This window comes from Gordonia sp. p3-SID1431 (assembly GCF_025143765.1).
Classification (GTDB): Bacteria; Actinomycetota; Actinomycetes; order Mycobacteriales; family Mycobacteriaceae; genus Gordonia; species Gordonia hongkongensis.
Window position 1 is genome coordinate 16,294 of record NZ_JAMBDT010000062.1, and the last position, 13,543, is coordinate 29,836.

The 13,543-nt window shown below is 66.7% G+C and carries 13 protein-coding genes; 6 read left to right on the forward strand and 7 right to left on the reverse strand.

Translation table 11 applies throughout. The features are described from left to right. The first annotated feature begins 110 nt into the window (after positions 1 to 110). A complete protein-coding gene (locus tag M4D77_RS15575) occupies positions 111 to 1,124 on the forward strand; it encodes a YihY/virulence factor BrkB family protein (RefSeq protein WP_259936629.1) in 1,014 nt (337 codons plus the stop codon). A 39-nt stretch (positions 1,125 to 1,163) separates the two neighbouring features. Here M4D77_RS15575 and M4D77_RS15580 read toward each other — a convergent pair whose 3' ends face one another. From M4D77_RS15580 to M4D77_RS15590, 3 genes are all read right to left on the reverse strand, one after another. Next, the gene (locus M4D77_RS15580; protein WP_259936630.1) at positions 1,164 to 1,484 is read right to left on the reverse strand and encodes a multidrug efflux SMR transporter; all 321 of its coding nucleotides are present in this window, start codon (positions 1,482 to 1,484) and stop codon (positions 1,164 to 1,166) included. A 2-nt stretch (positions 1,485 to 1,486) separates the two neighbouring features. Then, entirely contained in the window at positions 1,487 to 1,843 is a 357-nt protein-coding gene (locus M4D77_RS15585) for a multidrug efflux SMR transporter (RefSeq protein WP_259936631.1), read from the reverse strand. Between the two features lie 125 nt (positions 1,844 to 1,968). Next, positions 1,969 to 2,433, reverse strand: coding sequence for a DoxX family protein (locus M4D77_RS15590; RefSeq protein WP_165630026.1), 465 nt, complete (start codon positions 2,431 to 2,433; stop codon positions 1,969 to 1,971). 114 nt (positions 2,434 to 2,547) lie between these two features. On the opposite strand from M4D77_RS15590, the gene M4D77_RS15595 reads away from it, so the two are divergent. Beyond that, positions 2,548 to 3,018: a MarR family winged helix-turn-helix transcriptional regulator gene (locus M4D77_RS15595; RefSeq protein ID WP_068972501.1), complete on the forward strand. Its 471-nt coding sequence runs from the start codon at positions 2,548 to 2,550 to the stop codon at positions 3,016 to 3,018. An 18-nt stretch (positions 3,019 to 3,036) separates the two neighbouring features. On the opposite strand, the gene M4D77_RS15600 is transcribed toward M4D77_RS15595, so the two are convergent. Beyond that, the gene (locus tag M4D77_RS15600) at positions 3,037 to 3,888 is read right to left on the reverse strand and encodes a helix-turn-helix domain-containing protein (protein WP_058250525.1); all 852 of its coding nucleotides are present in this window, start codon (positions 3,886 to 3,888) and stop codon (positions 3,037 to 3,039) included. Between the two features lie 101 nt (positions 3,889 to 3,989). Here M4D77_RS15600 and M4D77_RS15605 point away from each other — a divergent pair, with 101 nt between their 5' ends. After that, positions 3,990 to 4,748 carry an SDR family oxidoreductase gene (locus tag M4D77_RS15605; protein ID WP_068972499.1) on the forward strand — a complete coding sequence of 253 codons (759 nt, stop codon included), beginning with the start codon at positions 3,990 to 3,992 and terminating at the stop codon, positions 4,746 to 4,748. 181 nt (positions 4,749 to 4,929) lie between these two features. Here the strand turns inward: M4D77_RS15605 and M4D77_RS15610 are convergent, their stop codons facing one another. The 3 genes from M4D77_RS15610 to M4D77_RS15620 all read right to left on the reverse strand — a co-directional run bounded on the left by M4D77_RS15610 (position 4,930) and on the right by M4D77_RS15620 (position 10,032). Next, positions 4,930 to 5,943, reverse strand: coding sequence for a nitronate monooxygenase family protein (locus tag M4D77_RS15610; RefSeq protein WP_259936632.1), 1,014 nt, complete (start codon positions 5,941 to 5,943; stop codon positions 4,930 to 4,932). Beyond that, the gene (locus M4D77_RS15615; RefSeq protein ID WP_259936633.1) at positions 5,944 to 7,410 is read right to left on the reverse strand and encodes a sugar porter family MFS transporter; all 1,467 of its coding nucleotides are present in this window, start codon (positions 7,408 to 7,410) and stop codon (positions 5,944 to 5,946) included. 222 nt (positions 7,411 to 7,632) lie between these two features. Further along, positions 7,633 to 10,032: an EAL domain-containing protein gene (locus M4D77_RS15620; protein WP_242697094.1), complete on the reverse strand. Its 2,400-nt coding sequence runs from the start codon at positions 10,030 to 10,032 to the stop codon at positions 7,633 to 7,635. 292 nt (positions 10,033 to 10,324) lie between these two features. Between M4D77_RS15620 and M4D77_RS15625 the strand changes: the two genes are divergently transcribed. The 3 genes from M4D77_RS15625 (at position 10,325) to M4D77_RS15635 (ending at position 13,425) form a co-directional block, all read left to right on the forward strand. Beyond that, positions 10,325 to 11,518, forward strand: coding sequence for a beta-ketoacyl synthase N-terminal-like domain-containing protein (locus M4D77_RS15625; protein WP_259936634.1), 1,194 nt, complete (start codon positions 10,325 to 10,327; stop codon positions 11,516 to 11,518). A gap of 104 nt (positions 11,519 to 11,622) precedes the next feature. Further along, complete coding sequence (locus M4D77_RS15630) at positions 11,623 to 12,510, forward strand: hypothetical protein (protein ID WP_259936635.1); 888 nt, start codon at positions 11,623 to 11,625, stop codon at positions 12,508 to 12,510. Positions 12,511 to 12,564: 54 nt separating this feature from the next. Next, entirely contained in the window at positions 12,565 to 13,425 is an 861-nt protein-coding gene (locus tag M4D77_RS15635; protein WP_259936636.1) for an LLM class F420-dependent oxidoreductase, read from the forward strand. The last annotated feature ends 118 nt before the right edge of the window (positions 13,426 to 13,543 follow it).

The following is a 13,543-nucleotide window of genomic DNA, read 5'->3' on the forward strand; positions in this document are numbered from 1 at the left end:
AATCGTCTCGTGCTCGGGTTAAAGTCGGCACCACCGTGGTAACTCCCGGTGAACGACTCGTTCGACAGAACGGGGAACAGGCACGGGCCGGCGAGGAGAAGGATGATCGGGTGTCGTTGACCGAGCGGGTCGACCGTTTTCAGCGGCGTCATCCGGCGACCGGCCTCCCGCTTGCCGTCATCTACAAGTTCGTCGACGATCAGGGCGCCTACCTGGCCGCGCTCTGTGCCTATTACGCGTTCATCTCGTTGTTTCCGCTGTTACTGCTGTTCGCGACCGTGCTGGGGATCGTCCTGGCCGACAACCCCGACCTCCAAGACCGCATCCTGGACTCGGCGATGAGTCAGATCCCGGTGATCGGTGGGCAGTTGGGCGAACCCGAGAAGCTCAGCGGCGGGGCCACCGCCATCATCATCGGGGTCGTGGTGTCGCTGTACGGAGGCCTCGGAGTGGCCGTCGCCGCCCAGAACGCGATGAACACGATCTGGGCGGTGCCGCGCAACGAGCGTCCCGACCCGATCTTCGCCCGTCTGCGTGGCCTGCTGTTGTTGTCGACGATCGGCGTCGCGGTCATCGGTCTGACCGTCGTCAACGGTGTCTCGGCTGCGTTCGAACTCGGCATCGTCGGCCGTTGGTTGGCGATCCTCGGATCGGTGGCGTTGAGCACGCTGGTGTTCACCGTGGCTTTTCGGATCGGCACGGCCCGCGACGTGTCGATCCGGGACGTACTGCCGGGCGCCTTCGGGGCGGCGGTCTGCTGGCAGATCATCCAGACCTTCGGCGCGGTCTATGTGCAGCACGTCATCGGTAACGCCAGCTCCACCAACGGCGTCTTCGCGATCGTGCTGGGCCTGCTCGCCTTCCTCTACGTGTCGTCGATCGTGATCGTCATCTGTCTCGAGACCAACGCGGTCCGCGTCGACCGGCTCTATCCACGTTCGCTGCTCACCCCGTTCACCGACAACGTCAGTCTGACGAAGGGCGACGAGGCGGCGTACTCGGCGCAGGTTCTCGCGCAGCGCAACAAGGGTTTTCAGGAGATCGACGTCTCCTTCGACAACCCGCGTGACGTCGAGTCCGGCGCTGAGGTGGACCCGCGCTCCCCCGAATCCGAACGCGGCTGATCGTCGGCGGTCGCGGCGCGACGTCAGCGACGCCGGAACTCAGTGCAGCGCGCCCAATTCGACGAGCAGCACACCGACGATGATCACCCCGATGCCGGCCACCGTGCGTCGGTTGAGGCGTTCGCGGAACAGGAAGTGTGCGGCGACGGCCGTGGCTGCGACCCCGGCCGCCGCCCAGATGCCGTACGCCACACCGAGGGGCACGCCGTGCCGCAGCCCGAGGGTCAACGCGACGAACGCCGTCAGATACCCGAGGACGACGACTCCGTAGAAGGTCGGTCGACCGGTCGCCGCGGCACGCAGCGCGAGGGTCCCGGTAACCTCGGCGACGATGGCGGCGACGATGAAGACATATCCCACGGTCAGACCCCCGAAGCGGCGGAGTCGGTGCCCGCGTCGACGGGTGGCCGGTGGCCGGTCTCGACGAGGAAAACCCCGATCATGATGCACACGATGCCGATTCCCATCAGGAATCCGAAGGGCTCGTCGAAGATCCAGGTCGCCAGTACCGCGGTGAGTGCGACGCCCGACGCCGACCAGATGCCGTAGGCCACGCCGATGCCCATGCCGCGCTTCAGGACTGCGGCCAGGAGTATGAACGCGAACGTGTAACCGACGGCGACCACCGCGTACAGCATCGGTTCGGTCTGTGAACCCTTGAGTGACAACGTCGCCGCGACCTCCGAGGCGATCGCCGCGATCAGCATCAGCCAGGTCATAGCTCTCATTCCACTCGACGCCCTACTGGGACTGTAGGCGAGGACCGCGGACGGCGAACGCCCCGGTCCGCAGGGTGGTGCGGACCGGGGCGCATGAACCGGGTTCCGGGAGCGGAGCGAATGGGTCAGCGCGAGGTGCCGACCAGATCGCGCGACCGGGTGTCGTCGGCGGCGAGCCAGCGCACCTTCGACCCCAGCGCGGCGTCCACGCTGAAACGTCCGGCGCCGATCACGGCCAGGAGCAGTGCGCCGGCACCGAGGGCGAGCACGAACTCGTAACCACCGTCGGAGACCCAGATGCCGTTGTCGACGTGTGCGATGAACAGCGCGCCGATCATGTCCAGCGTGAACAGGGCGGCGACGATCGGGGTCAGCAGCCCGACGATCAGGGCGATGCCACCGAGGATTTCGAGCCACGTGACGACGAACGCCGAGAAGGACGCGGCCGGAACACCCATCATGTCGAACCCGGTCTGCGGTCCCGTCCAGCCGTTCTGCTGGAACTTCTGCAGGCCGTGGGCCAGGAAGATGACGCCGAGAGCGACGCGTCCGATGAGGATGCCCGCACTGCGGACGATGGGGTTGGTCATGACTGAGCCGCCTCACTAGATGGTTGTGACTTGAAGTATCAAGTGAAGGCTAGGTGTTGACACTTGATGCGTCAACCTGATCACGGACGTGATCACTTCGTATACACTGCGCAGATGTCCACTGCCCCAGAGCCGAACTGGCTCGACGACGAGGAAATGGACGCCTGGATCCAGGTGGCAACCGCGCTCGCCCGTCTCCCCCACGCCCTCGACGCCCAGCTTCTCCGTGACGCCCAGATCACCCACTTCGAGTACGAGGTGATGGCAGCGCTGTCCGAGGCCCCTGACCGCACCCTGCGTATGAGCCAGCTCGCCGAACTGTCCTACGGTTCGCTGTCCCGGCTCTCGCATGTGGTCGGCAGACTCGAGAAGCGGGGATGGGTTCGGCGCCATCCGTGCCCCGAGAACGGTCGATTCACGAATGCCGTTCTCACCGAGTCGGGTTGGGAGAAAGTGGTGGCCACCGCTCCCGGGTATGTGACCAACGTGCGTGAGCTCGTGATCGACCGCCTGACGCGTGCGCAGCTTCGCCAGGTGTCCGCGATCGGGAGGCGGATCAACACTCGTGGCACCGGTTCGACATAGTCCCCCGGAGCCAGACGGTCAGCGCGGATCGAGTCCGAGTTCTTGTGTGCCCAGCACGTTGAGCAATTCGATCTTTCCCGCTGCGTCCGTTCGCGGCGCTGCAGTCAGCACGAGCAAAACCTGGGTTTCGTCCTCGGTGAAGAGCGCCTGACAGTCGACCTCGATCGCGCCGACCTCGGGATGGATCAGGATCTTGTGGTCCTCGAAGCGTCTGCTCACGATGTGGGTGTCCCAGAGTGTGGCGAACTCGCTGCTGCGGCGTCGAAGTTCCGTGACCATCGCTCCGGCACGGGAATCGGCGCCCATGACGCCGTAAGCGGCACGGAGCGAGGCGACCTGCGCACGGCTCTGTCGCCCGTGATCATCAGCCCGGTAGCGGCCGCGTTCCTCGTCGGGGTACACGAACCACCGGTAGATGGCACTGCGATCCATTCCGACGAGATGGTCGGTGTCACCGAACAGCGCTCGCGCGCAATGATTCTGGACCAAGGTCTCCCCCAGTGCCGAGAGGATGAGGGCGGGGGTGTCGGTGAGCCGGTCCAGTACCCGCAGGAGTCCGGGCGCGATGTGGTCCGAGGCCGCCATCCGGTCCGGCGCGCTGTGTCCGGCTACCCGGAACAGGTAGTCCCGCTCATCGGCGGTGAGGCGAAGTGCGCGAGCGAGCGCCGCCAGCATCTGGGTGCTCGGTTGTGGGCCGCGGCATTGTTCGAGACGGGTGTAGTAGTCGGTCGACATCGTGGCGAGCTGCGCCACCTCTTCGCGTCGAAGACCCGTCGTGCGTCGCCGGGCGCCCCCCGGCAGACCGACATCCGATGGTTGCAGACTGTTGCGTCGGCTCACGAGGAACCCGGCCAGCGCATCACGATCCATCAGGCCAGTATCACGGCGTCGGTACCGCGTTGCCAGGGATCGGCGATCCCCCGATGGTTGCGCTCTGGATGACTCGCCCGCCGGATCCGAGACTCGATGACATGAACCTCACCGGAAACACCATCTTCATCCCCGGAGCGACCAGCGGGATAGGCTTGGCACTTGCGACCCGTCTGCACGACACGGGCAACACCGTCATCGTCGGCGGGCGGCGCACCGAACTCCTCGACCGTATCCGTTCGCAACACCCCGGGTTGCACACCGTCGCGATCGATGTCGCCGACCCGGCCAGTGTCGAGTCCGCTGCACGGAAGGTCATCGCCGAACACCCGAACCTCGACGTGCTTGTCGCGATGGCCGGCATCATGCGGGCGGAGGATTGGTCGTCCCCGGCAGGTTTCCTCGATGCCGCGGAGGCAATGGTCACCACCAATCTCCTCGGTCCGATCCGTCTGATCGGCGCGTTCATCGACCACCTGCGGTCTCGACCGTCCGCCACGATCATGACCGTGTCCTCGGGCCTGGCATTCACCCCGCTCCGGGTGACGCCGACCTACAACGCCACGAAAGCGGCGATCCACATGCTGAGTGAATCGTTGCGCCTGCAGTTCGCCGATACCGGAGTCGACGTCGTCGAACTCGTGCCGCCGGCGGTTCGCACCGACCTGCTGCCGGGTCAACGGGACAGCGACTTCGCCATGCCCCTCGACGAATTCGTCGATGAGGTCGTCCATCTGATCGGCACGCAACCCGCCGCCACCGAACTGCTCGTCGAGCGGGTGAAGTTCCTGCGGTGGGGTGAGGCGCGCGGCGACTACGCCGACGTCGTGGCGACGCTGAACGAGCAGGACCCGCACTGAGGTGGGAGGAGCGCGACCCCTTCGCTCCCTGATTCGAAAGAAGCCCACCACCCCTGCTCCCTGAGGTGCGAGGAGCGATAGCGACGAGCCTCGAAGGGTCCTGGCGAGATGCGTGGCACACCCTTCGTGACGCGCCCTCCGCAAGCTCCGGGCGCTCCTCAGGGAACAGAGATCTCCTCGATCACCCGAGCCGGGCGATGGTCTCGACGGCCAACTCCTCGACGGCGTCGCGGTATCCGCTCCCGGCCCAGAGGTTGATCCCGTCGGGGTCGTTGCTGGCGGCGCGTCGGATGCCGCCGGTCAACGTGTTGACGGCCGGGTACTCGGCCACCGCGGCGTCGGAGAACCTGTCGGTGAACAGGTTTCGCAGGGCGCGTGCCGGTCGGCCGCTGAACGCCCAGGTGACCACGGTATCGGTTCGGTCCGGATCGGCGAGAGCCGCCGCGTGCGCGGGTTTGGTGCCGGCCTCGGCGGTCCGCAACAGAACCGTACCCACCTGCACCGCAACAGCTCCCACTGATCGGACCTCGTCGGCCCGGGCCGACGTGGAGATCCCACCCGCCGCCACGATCGGCAGCGGCACCCGGTCGGCGACCGCGCGGATCAAGTCGTCGAGCGGCTCTGTCGGAGGAGTGCTCCGGCGGTCGAAGACCGACCGATGGCCACCGGCGTCGGGACCCTGCACGCACAGCCAGTCGGCCCCTGCTCGACCGGCGATCTCGGCGTCCGTGGCCGTGGTGACCGTGACCCCGACACTGCACCCGTGCCGGTGCAATTCGGCGACGACCTCGGGTGCGGGACACCCGAACGCGAAGGACACGAGCGGAATCCGCTCGTCGCACACCAGCCGGATCTTGTCGTCGAAGTGATCATCGTCCTCGCCCAGGTCCTCGACCTCGGGAAGCGTCACGCCCAGACTTCGCGCATACGGGACGAGTTCGGCGCGGTAGCGGGCGAGGTCGTCGCGGTTCACCGGCTCCGCCTCGGGAACGAAGATGTTGACACCGAAGACCTCGGTGCCGGCCGTCCGCACGGCCGCGATGTCGGCGCGCACCTTGTCGGGGGTCAGGTACCCCGCGGCGAGCTGGCCGACACCGCCGGCCGATGCCGCGGCCACCACCAGTTCCGGGGTGCTCGGACCACCGGCCATGGGGGCGGCGACGACGCGGCTGGAGAGCTCACGCAGATCGAACATTCAGGCTTTGTCCTTCGCCGCACGGACCGCAGTGAACTGCGACAGTCGCGCCTCTGCCACCGAATCCATCTGCTCGAGCTCCATCCCCTTGGTCTCCTCGACCTTCCGGAGGACGTAGAAGAACGAGGCCGCGGCGCAGAAGGCGAAGAAGCCGTAGATGATTCCGAGTCCGACGGCTTCGGTCATCGGCGGGAACAGCATCGAGATGGTGAAGTTCGCGACCCAGTTCACGGCCGTGCAGACGCCCAGGGCGACACCACGGATGCGGTTGGGGAACATCTCCCCCAGCATCACCCACATCACCGGGCCCCACGTCGCGGCGAAGGCGACCACGAACAGGTTGGCGCCGATCAGTGCGACCACACCCCATGGATCGGGCAGGGTGATGTTCTCGCCCTCGCCGATCTGCTGGGTGAACGCGATACACGCCATGAGCAGGCCGATGAACATGCCCACCGAACCGCCGAGCAGCAGTTTCCGCCGCCCGATGCGGTCGACGAACAGGATCGCCACGAAGGTCATGACGACATTGATGACGGCGGTGATCACCGATGTCTTGAACGAGTCGGCCTCGGAGAAGCCGACGGACTGCCACAGCGTCGTCGAGTAGTAGAAGATCGCGTTGATACCGACGAACTGCTGGAAGATGGCCAACCAGATGCCGACCCAGACGAGCGGGTGCAGCCCGAACGACGGTCCGGCGATGTCCCTGATCGACGACTTCGCCTCGCGCTTGACCGTCAGCTTGATCTCTTTGACCCGCTCGAGCGGGTTCTCCTCGCCCGTCACCTCCTGCAGGATCCGGGCCGCCTCGGCATCACGGTTGCGGCCCACCAGGTATCGCGGCGACTCCGGGATCAGCAGCGCCAGCACACCGTAGACGACGGCGGGCACGACACCGACGAGGAACATCCACCGCCACGCCTCGAGGCCCCACCAGAAGTCGTTCGACGCGCCGCCCGCGCTGTCCGCGAGGAGAGCGTCGGACAGCAACGCCGCGAAGATGCCCATCGTGATCGCCAACTGCTGCAGAGACCCCAGGGCGCCGCGGAAGCGGGCCGGAGCGATCTCGGCGATGTATGCGGGAGCGATCACCGATGCGATACCGATGCCGATACCGCCGAGCACACGCCACAAGAGCAGGTCCGGGATGGTCTGTGTGAAACCGGTGCCGATCGAGTTGATGATGAAAAGCGCGGAGCCGAGCAGCATCACGCGCTTGCGGCCCCACACGTCGGCCAATCGGCCCGCGAACCATGCGCCGAGCGCACAGCCGAGCAACGCGATCGCGACGGCGAAGCCGGTCATCAGCTTGCCGAGGCCGAAGTCCGCTTCGATCGAGTCGACGGCGCCGTTGACGACCGAGCTGTCGAAACCGAACAGGAAGCCACCGACCGCCGCGGCGACCGTGACACCGATGACCTTCGCCGTGTGTTGCTCGGCGACTTGCCGCTCCGCGTCGGTCATGACGCCGTCCAGAGCGTTGCAGGAGTCCACCGCAGAATGTGTGTCATGTCCGTGACCTCGCTGTCCGGTTGCATGGACGCCGGGTGATCGACGTGGCGATCAATCTACTCGCGTGCATCGCCGAGTCTGACGGTAACGGACACAGTCGCATGCATAGCGCAGATACGCCCCACGGTATGGCGTGGGACGCCTCGGTGACAGTGTTGGTCTGGCGCGGACAGGTCAGCCGGTCTCCCAGACACCGGGATTCGCCCGGATCCGGACTCCGGACCCGATCACGTCGGCCAGCGGGGCGGGACGCCCGAAGTGATAGCCCTGCGCGAGGTCGCAACCGACCTCGGCGACCGTGGCTGCCTGCGACTCGGTCTCGACTCCCTCGGCGACGACCCGCATGCCCGCGGCGTGCGCCATCGTGACGATGCCGGCCAGGATCGACTTCGCACTGGGGTGCTCGTCAAGGGCGTCGACGAACGACTTCGCGGTCTTCAGCACGCTGACCGGCAGTCGGTAGAACTCGCTCAGCGACGACGCTCCGGTGCCGAAATCGTCCAGCGAGACCTGGGTCCCGAGATCGCGCACCTCGCCCAGCAGGGTCAGCAGGTCCCCGTCGAGTGGATCGAGCGCACTCTCGGTGATCTCGAGGCAGAACGCCGCGGGGTCCATGCCCGACCGGGCCATCGTGTCGCGGAGCCGCGTCGGGAACTGGCCGTTGGTGAGCTCCCGACGGGAGACGTTGATACACAACATCACCCGACGCAGTTCCGGTACGGCGGCCACCTCGGCGGCCGCGGTCTCCAGCACGTAGTTCCCCACCCGGTCGATGAGATTGGATCCTTCTGCGAGCGGGATGAACTCGGTCGGCGAGATCGAACCCAGTTCCGGGTGACGCCAGCGCAGAAGGCTTTCCAGCCCCACCAGCGTGCCGTCGCCGGTCGACACGATCGGTTGGTAGTGGATCTCGAGCTGACCGGTGTCGGTGTCGAGGACCCGGCGCAGTTCTTCCTCGATACGTTGCCGGCGCTGGAGTTCCTCCCGATGCTGCGTCTCGAACCGGACGTAGCGTGCCCGAGAGGCCTTGCGCGCCTGGTACAGCGCGATGTCGGCGTCGCGCAGCAGATCGGTGGCGGTGTATTCGTCACCGGCCTTGACCGTTGCCACGCCGATGCTCGCCTCCACCTTGAGGGGTTCGCTGCGAATACTGACCGCTATGGGCTCGTACACCGCCCCGCGGATCTTGTCGATCTGCTGCTCGATCTCCTCGGCCGAACACGCGATCCCGAGGGTGGCCACCAGGACGAATTCGTCGCCCCCGATCCGGCCCACCGCGGCCTCCTCGGGGGTCGCCGTCGCCAATCCCTGCGCGACCGCGTGCAGTACCTCGTCACCCACCGCATGCCCGAGCGAGTCGTTGACGAGTTTGAAGTTGTCGAGGTCGATGTAGAAGATCGCGACGCAGCAGGCGTTCTCCTCTTCATCGAGTCGGGCCATGTGCGACTCGAGTTCGCGAATGATGCCCGACCGGTTGTACAACCCGGTCAACGGGTCGTGTACGGCCTCCCATGCCAGCTGGGACGTCTCGCGATAGCGGTCGGTGATGTCGACGAAGGACACCAGGGCGACGACCTCGGCGCCGTCGTCGTCGATGGGCCGGCAACTGCATGACAGCCAGCGCTCGCCGAGCGGCGTGGTGATCGTCGCGGTGGCGTCGGTGACCGCCTCGCCGGTGCGCAGGCACTGTGCGATCGGTGACTCGCCCGCGATGAAATCCAGGGGCAGTTCGTGGACGCTCGCGCCCGGGCTCGCCCCGGAACCCATCATGGTTCCGGCCGCCGGGTTCGCCAGTTCGATGTGCCCGTCTTCGCGGACGACGATGACCGCCTGGTGCAGGGCGGCGAGGATCGTGCCGAGGCGCTCGATGAGGGGTCGACGAGTCGGTTCCGCGACGATGAGAAAGCCGTCGTCCATAGTGGTGATCGATGTGTGCGCGAGGAACGACCGTCCGTTGTCGGAACGCCGGTGCAACTGGTCGACGGTTCCGCCCAGCGCCACCGCCGCGTGGGGATCGACGTGCGCTCCGACGACGTCGTCGATATTTTGTCCGATCGCCTCGGACGCCCGCAGGCCGTACATCTGCTCAGCGGCCGGGTTCCAGGAAGTGACCGTCATGTGGTTGTCGACGGCGATCACCGCGTTGCTGACGTGGTCGAGGAGCGCCGCCTGTCGTCGCAGGGCCGATTCGATCGCTTTCTGAGCTGTGATGTCCCGCAAAATCACCTGATACGCAGGCTTGTCCTGCCAGACGGTGCGCACCGACGTCACCTCCATGGGGCGGGTGACCCCGTGCGCGTCGACCATCACCACTTCTTCGGGCACGGTCGACGCGCCGGCCTCCTCCCCCATGCCGATGATCCGATCGAGCATCTGTGGCAGTTCGTCGGGATGGACGAAGTCGGCGATGGACCGTCCGAGCATGGCGTCGCGTTCGTCGACGCGAGCGAACGCCAGCGCTGCCGAGTTCACGTAGACGATCAGGCCGTCTTGATGGACCGCGATGGCGTCCGGGCTCAACTCGAGGAGTAGGCGATACCGCTCGGCGACGGCGGCGTCACTGGGACGGGCCATGGGTTCGGCATCCGGCGCGACGAGTCCGGGCCGGTCATCGCCGTCAGCCCTCGGTCGTCCCACCGCGCCGCCCCCTCCGATCGTCATCCCCCCGATGCCCATCCTCCCCCACGCGGCTTCGAAATATGGGCGCTGCGTGATGCAAGTGTGCGCCAACTGGGTATTCGAGCGTCGAATACCTGCGTGAACTGGTCAAATGTCGGGTTTGCGCGGGATCCTGAGGGCGGGTCGCCCACGAGGGCTGCCGCGATGGATCTCACCCCATCGCATATCACACAGAAAGTTCACGATCATGACGATTCAACGTTCGACCATCTCCGGCCTGGGAGCCGTCACGGGGTACGGCTGGGGCCGCGACGCACTCTGGAGCGGTCTCGTCTCCGGCAAGTCGGCGGCCGCACTCCATCAGGGTTTCGGGTTCACGGGTGGTCAGACGACCGGTGCCGAGGCGTCTGACGACACCGCAGAGCCCGGGTGGATCGTGCGGGTGCCCGACGGTGGGCAGCAGTCCGACGGTCGCACCCGCTTCTCGCGCGCGATGCGTGCCGCGGCGCGTGAGGCCATCGAGGACGCGATGGCGCGCGGCTGGACCCCGGGGTCGAGGGTGGGACTCGTGCACGCCTGCGTGCTCGGCGACCTCGACATGTACCCGATCGTCACCTCTGGCGTCGGCCAGTACACCGGACGGCAGTACCTCTCGGTCACCCCGTCGACGCCGGTGTCTCTGCTGATGCAGGAGTACGGCTTCCACGGACCCGCGATCACGGTGTCGGCCATGTGCACCTCCGGCTCGGCGGCCATCGTCACCGCGAAATCGTGGCTCGACTCCGATCTCGTCGACGACGTCGTCGTGGTGGCGACCGACCTGTCGGCCCGGCCCGAGGTCGTGGCGATGTTCGTACAGCTCGGTGTCGCCATCACCGACACCGATGCGCTCAACGCGTGCCGCCCGTTCCAGGAAGGCAGCCGCGGATTCACCTTCGGCGAGGCGGCGATCGCGTTCACGATGACCAACCGTGCCGCCGACGGTTACGCAGATGTGCTGGGCGGGTCGATGTCCCACGACGCCTTCCACGTCACGTCGATCGATCCGGAACTGACCGGCGTCCGTTCGTGCGTGGAGCAGACGCTCACGATGGCCGGCGTCGACGGCCGCCAGATCCGCTACCTCAACGCGCACGGGCCGGGGACCCGCCAATGTGACCGCGCGGAGGCGACCATCGCCGAGACGATGGTGCCCAACGCCGAGGTGTTCTCGGTGAAACCGCTGGCCGGACACTGCCAGGGCGCTGCCGGAGCTGTCGAACTCGCCGCGTCGCTCCTCGGTTACGAGCGGGGCGAGATCCCGGCGAGCCCGCGGGTGGCCGACGCGATCATCCCGCAATTGCTCGACGGACGAACCGATCTGGTCAGCGGGTTGACCCTCAAGACCTCCCTCGGAATGGGCGGACACAACGCGGCGGTCGTTCTCGCGCCCAATGCGTGAATGGTGTGACGTCCTGCTGACCTCGATGCGGCCCGGGCTCGCCGCTCGGGCCGCATCGAACCGGAAATGCTGCGGAATACCGCGTCGCGTCCCACAATTCAGCAATGAGCAACGAACCCGATCCTCCGGTGGGCGATTCGACGCGGACTGATCCGCCGCCGACATCGGGTGCCCGCCACGCCTTGACGCTGTTCCTCAACTCACCGTTCGCGGGCATGTCCCCGTGGATCCTGATGGCGCTGCTCGCGGGGCCCGGTCGATTCGAGGAGGCCGCGGCCTCGGCGTTCGCGCTGTCACTCCTCCTGGTCATCGGTGGCCACAAGCGCGGTACGAGTGTCAAACTCCTCGAGGTCTTCGACGTCACGTACTTCGGCACGATGGCGATCATCGCGCTGTTCGCCTCCGACCACGTCATCGACTGGCTGGAGCGCTGGGGCGGAGAGATGACCAACATCGCACTGGTCTCCTTCGCGCTGGGGTCGATCCTCGTGCGCCAGCCGTTCACGCTCCAGTACGCGCGGGAGACCACCGAGAGAGAATTCTGGGACAGCCCGCTGTTCATCCACATCAACTACGTCATCACCTGGGCGTGGGTCGGCGGCTTCGGCGTCGCCGCGATCTCGGGCGCATTCGGCGATCTGGTGCTCGACGACCCGAACAACTTCTGGACCGGATGGATCATCCAGATCGGCGGCACGATCTTCGCGATCGCCTTCACCGAGTTCTATCCCGACTACGCGACCTACCGGGCTGCGGTTCGTGAGGGTTGGGCCACCGACGAGAAGCCCGAGAGCATCATGCATCTGTTCGGTTGGGTGCCGATCTACGTTCTCGCGATCGGCATCTCCGGACTGGTCACCGACTCCCTCGGGACAGTTGCCGGTGTCGTCCTCATCGTCGCGGGCGTCGTCGCGATCAACGTGTTCACGCGGATGACGGCCGCCATGGACGCACGGCTGGAGGCGACGGCGGGACGACCGACACAGAGCTGACTCGGGTCGGACGCCTCGGCGCAGCCCGATCGCTCGATCGGTAGTGTCGACGACATGAAACTCGACGGCGTAGGAATCTGGAGTTCACCGCTACGGTACGGAGACACCGGGGAGGCCGCCGAAGCGGCTGCCGAGCTCGACGACCTGGGATTCACGGCCCTCTGGATCCCTGATGTGGGGGGTCCGGTGCTCGACTCGGTCGAGAACCTGCTCGGCGCGACGCGGAAGGCCGTCGTCGCCACCGGCATCCTCAACATGTGGATGCACGAGCCGCACGACGTCGCGGCCGCGCACGCGCGCCTCACTGAGCAGTTCGGTCCTCGCTTCCTCCTGGGCCTCGGGATCAGCCACGCGCCGTTGATCGACGCGAAGGAAGCCGGTCGCTACCAGAAGCCGCTCGCGACCACGAAGGCGTTCCTCGACGGTCTGGACGACGCACCGCAGCCGGTGCCGGCCGATGCACGAGTACTGGCCGCCCTCGGGCCGAAGATGTTGCAACTCTCGGCCGACCGGACCGCAGGAGCCCACCCCTACCTGGTGACCCCGGACCACACCAAGGTCGCCCGGGAGACCCTGGGCGACGGTCCGCTGCTGGCCCCGGAACAGACGGCGATCTTCGCCGCCGACCGCGACGAGGCGCGCGCCGTCGGCACGAAGTGGCTCAAGGGCTACCTCGCGATGCCGAACTACGCGAACAACCTTCGACGCCTCGGGTTCTCCGAGGACGACCTGAGCTCGGTGAGCGACCGCCTGTTCGACGCTCTGATCGTCTGGGGCGACGACGCGGCGATCCTCAAGCGAATCGACGAGCATCGATCGGCTGGTGCCGATCACGTGTGCGTCCAGGTGCTCCAAGCCGACCACCGGGGCTTCCCGCGCGAGCAGTTGCGTCGCCTCGCGGCGGCGCTGGGCTGATGCGTACGGTCCTTGCGGTGCGAGCCACCCTCTGCTCCCTCATCCGAAGGAACGACATGACCATTGCTCCCTGAGGTGCGAGGAGCGCCAGCGACGAGCCACGAAGGGCCTGGTGAGA

What these genes read in the sequence shown, in the direction of transcription:
- M4D77_RS15585 (WP_259936631.1), bottom strand. Translation starts at nt 1,843, where the DNA reads ATGACCTGGCTGATGCTGATCGCGGCGATCGCCTCGGAGGTCGCGGCG.
- M4D77_RS15590 (WP_165630026.1), bottom strand. Translation starts at nt 2,433, where the DNA reads ATGACCAACCCCATCGTCCGCAGTGCGGGCATCCTCATCGGACGCGTC.
- M4D77_RS15595 (WP_068972501.1), top strand. Translation starts at nt 2,548, where the DNA reads ATGTCCACTGCCCCAGAGCCGAACTGGCTCGACGACGAGGAAATGGAC.
- M4D77_RS15600 (WP_058250525.1), bottom strand. Translation starts at nt 3,888, where the DNA reads ATGGATCGTGATGCGCTGGCCGGGTTCCTCGTGAGCCGACGCAACAGT.
- M4D77_RS15605 (WP_068972499.1), top strand. Translation starts at nt 3,990, where the DNA reads ATGAACCTCACCGGAAACACCATCTTCATCCCCGGAGCGACCAGCGGG.
- M4D77_RS15610 (WP_259936632.1), bottom strand. Translation starts at nt 5,943, where the DNA reads ATGTTCGATCTGCGTGAGCTCTCCAGCCGCGTCGTCGCCGCCCCCATG.
- M4D77_RS15615 (WP_259936633.1), bottom strand. Translation starts at nt 7,410, where the DNA reads ATGACCGACGCGGAGCGGCAAGTCGCCGAGCAACACACGGCGAAGGTC.
- M4D77_RS15620 (WP_242697094.1), bottom strand. Translation starts at nt 10,032, where the DNA reads ATGGCCCGTCCCAGTGACGCCGCCGTCGCCGAGCGGTATCGCCTACTC.
- M4D77_RS15625 (WP_259936634.1), top strand. Translation starts at nt 10,325, where the DNA reads ATGACGATTCAACGTTCGACCATCTCCGGCCTGGGAGCCGTCACGGGG.
- M4D77_RS15630 (WP_259936635.1), top strand. Translation starts at nt 11,623, where the DNA reads ATGAGCAACGAACCCGATCCTCCGGTGGGCGATTCGACGCGGACTGAT.
- M4D77_RS15635 (WP_259936636.1), top strand. Translation starts at nt 12,565, where the DNA reads ATGAAACTCGACGGCGTAGGAATCTGGAGTTCACCGCTACGGTACGGA.